Annotated in this window: 2 protein-coding genes; both read left to right on the top strand. The window is 68.4% G+C overall.

Going from position 1 to position 2,780, the window contains the following annotated elements; genetic code table 11:
- Positions 1–337: 337 nt before the first annotated feature.
- Positions 338–910 (top strand): hypothetical protein, encoded by a 573-nt coding sequence (locus ACQY7V_RS04405; protein WP_154476409.1) that lies wholly within the window; start codon positions 338–340, stop codon positions 908–910.
- Positions 911–1,159: 249 nt separating this feature from the next.
- Positions 1,160–2,440 carry a phosphopyruvate hydratase gene (gene eno, locus ACQY7V_RS04400; protein ID WP_235361901.1) on the top strand — a complete coding sequence of 427 codons (1,281 nt, stop codon included), beginning with the start codon at positions 1,160–1,162 and terminating at the stop codon, positions 2,438–2,440.
- Positions 2,441–2,780 lie beyond the last annotated feature (340 nt).

Raw genomic sequence — 2,780 nt, 5'->3', positions numbered from 1 at the left:
TATGTAGAGGGGTTACTCTTCCCGGCAGGCGCGAAGCCCTTGCGAACGGGTCTTCGGTGTCCTCATTGCTGAACCTCCTGTTCAAGCACGTGGCGGATGCGTAGGTGTCCCCGACGGAGGAGAGGCTATCGTCTTCGCTTGTGACGGTCGACACCTTCCTCGGTTTCGATTTGGTTTCGAAACCTCTCAATTCGGATGGTCGAGATCCGGATGCCGCTGGCGGGGCGTGAGGGGAGACGAGTGCTGAGCGGGTGTCGGTGAGGTCTTCGAGGATTCACAGCCGTCTGGTCTACACTGGCCGCGGTCAAGCGGGGCCACCGTCAGGAAGGACATGGTTGTGAGAGTCAAGACCGCGGCATTGATCGCCGCCGCGTCGATCGGCGTGCTCGGACTGGGGGCCTGCACCGCCCAGCCCGGCACCGCAGTCAGTGTCAACGGGGTCGCCTACTCGGAAGCGGACATCACCCGCGGAGTCGAGGACTACGCGGCGCTCACCGGTCAGACCCTCGACCGCTCGACGGTGGTCCGCATGGTCCCCGATGCCCTCAAGTTCACCGAGCTCGCCGACGAGCTCGATCTCGCAGCGGGCGACGAGGAGGTCCAGGCCCACCTCGACGGCCTCGTGGCCTCCGGCAAGGTCGTGGCCCCCCAGGACGGGATCGGCAAGGTGTTGACCGAGATCCTGCGTTACACGGTCATCAATTCGCAGATCGGCGCCCTCGATGAGCAGACCGTCGCGGAGGCTCAGCAGAAGTTCCAGGAGATCGCCGCCTCCCAGCAGGTCGAGATCAATCCGCGCTACGGGAGCGCCCTGCCCGATGGGACCGCTGTTCCGCCCAGGTTCGGCGATGTCGTCGAGTTGTCGGACCTCGCGGCCGCCGAAGGCGCCGAGGGCGTCCTCCCCCAGTAGGCGTGGCCCGGCGGGCGCCGGGTTCGAAGGATCCGCCCCGCCCTCGTCGACGAGGGCGATCGGGCGGCTGTGATGCATCACTCCACCGGCCCGGGGCCCATCCGGGACCAATGTCGCGCCTGAGCGGATCCCTGTGCGCCCCTCGGCTGAAGGGCTGCAAGGATTCGCAGTTGGGCTAGGACTCGCGCCGCCGACGCACTATCGTTGGGAGCGACCAAGGTCCACGAAATTGATCGATTGGAGAATGACGTGGCAAGGATTGAGGCAATTGGAGCTCGCGAGATCCTCGACTCGCGCGGTAACCCGACCGTTGAGGTCGAGGTCATGCTCGAGGACGGCACCCTCTCGCGTGCATCCGTTCCCTCCGGCGCTTCCACCGGCGCCTTCGAGGCCGTTGAGCGCCGTGACGGCGACAAGGGCCGCTACCTCGGCAAGGGCGTCCAGGACGCCGTCGACGCGGTGACCGACGTCATCGCCCCCGAGCTCATCGACGAGGACGCCTCGGACCAGCGCGCCATCGATCAGGCCATGATCGACCTCGACGGCACCGACAACAAGGGCCGCCTCGGCGCGAACGCCATCCTCGGCGTCTCCCTCGCCGTCGCGCGCGCCGCCGCCGACTCGGCCGGCCTCCCGCTCTACCACTACCTCGGCGGACCGAACGCGCACGTCCTCCCGGTCCCGATGATGAACATCCTCAACGGCGGCTCCCACGCGGACACCAACGTCGACATCCAGGAGTTCATGATCGCCCCCCTCGGTGCGCCGACCTTCCGCGATGCGCTCCGCTGGGGCGCCGAGGTGTACCACACCCTCAAGGCCGTCATCAAGGATCGCGGCCTGTCTACCGGCCTGGGCGACGAGGGCGGCTTCGCCCCGAACCTCGATTCGAACGCCGCTGCGCTCGACCTCATCATCGAGGCCATCGAGAAGGCCGGCTTCAAGCCCGGCCAGGATGTCGCGCTCGCGCTCGACGTCGCCTCGACCGAGTTCTTCAAGGACGGCCTCTACCAGTTCGAGGGCGAGGGCCGCCCGACCGAGTACATGGTCGACTACTACGAGAAGCTCATCTCGAACTACCCGCTCGTCTCCATCGAGGACCCGCTCTCCGAGGACGAATGGGACGCCTGGAAGTCGCTCACCGCGAAGATCGGCGGCCGTGTCCAGCTCGTCGGCGACGACCTCTTCGTCACCAACCCGGCCCGCCTGCGCAAGGGCATCGAGCTCGGCGCCGCGAACGCCCTCCTCGTGAAGGTGAACCAGATCGGTTCGCTCACCGAGACCCTCGACGCCGTCGAAGAAGCGCACCGCAACGGCTACCGTTCGATGACCTCGCACCGCTCCGGCGAGACCGAGGACACGACGATCGCCGACCTCGCGGTCGCGACCAACTCCGGCCAGATCAAGACCGGCGCCCCGGCTCGTTCCGAGCGCGTCGCGAAGTACAACCAGCTCCTCCGCATCGAGGAGGAGCTCGGCGATGCCGCGGTCTACGCGGGTCGTTCCTCCTTCCCGCGCTTCTCCTTCTGAGACGCGGGGCGGGACGCCTCCGCCTGACGCAACCCGGAGCCCCGGACCTTCATGGTCCGGGGCTCCGGCCCTTTCCGGCCGCGGGGCGCGGGGGCCGTGCGCCGAGCGCCCGACACGGTCGAGCCTGGAGCACCCCGAGCCCTGGGCCCGTGCATGTGCGCCGCGCGACTGCTCGGGGCGCGCCGGGCCTCCGATGCGACGCGAGGGCGCGCGTGGGGCACCATGGTCCTATGGCTTCTTCACCGCGCAACGGGCGTCCGCACGCCCCGAGACGACCCGCGGGGCAGAGCGACAGCGCTCGGCCCGCTGCGTCCGGGCGCACCGCTTCGTCGCGGCACAG

Source organism: Schaalia sp. (assembly GCF_050312375.1).
In the GTDB taxonomy this organism is placed as follows: Bacteria; Actinomycetota; Actinomycetes; order Actinomycetales; family Actinomycetaceae; genus Pauljensenia; species Pauljensenia hyovaginalis.
Note: the sequence above shows the minus strand (reverse complement) of the source record. Positions and strands in the feature narration are given on the sequence as shown.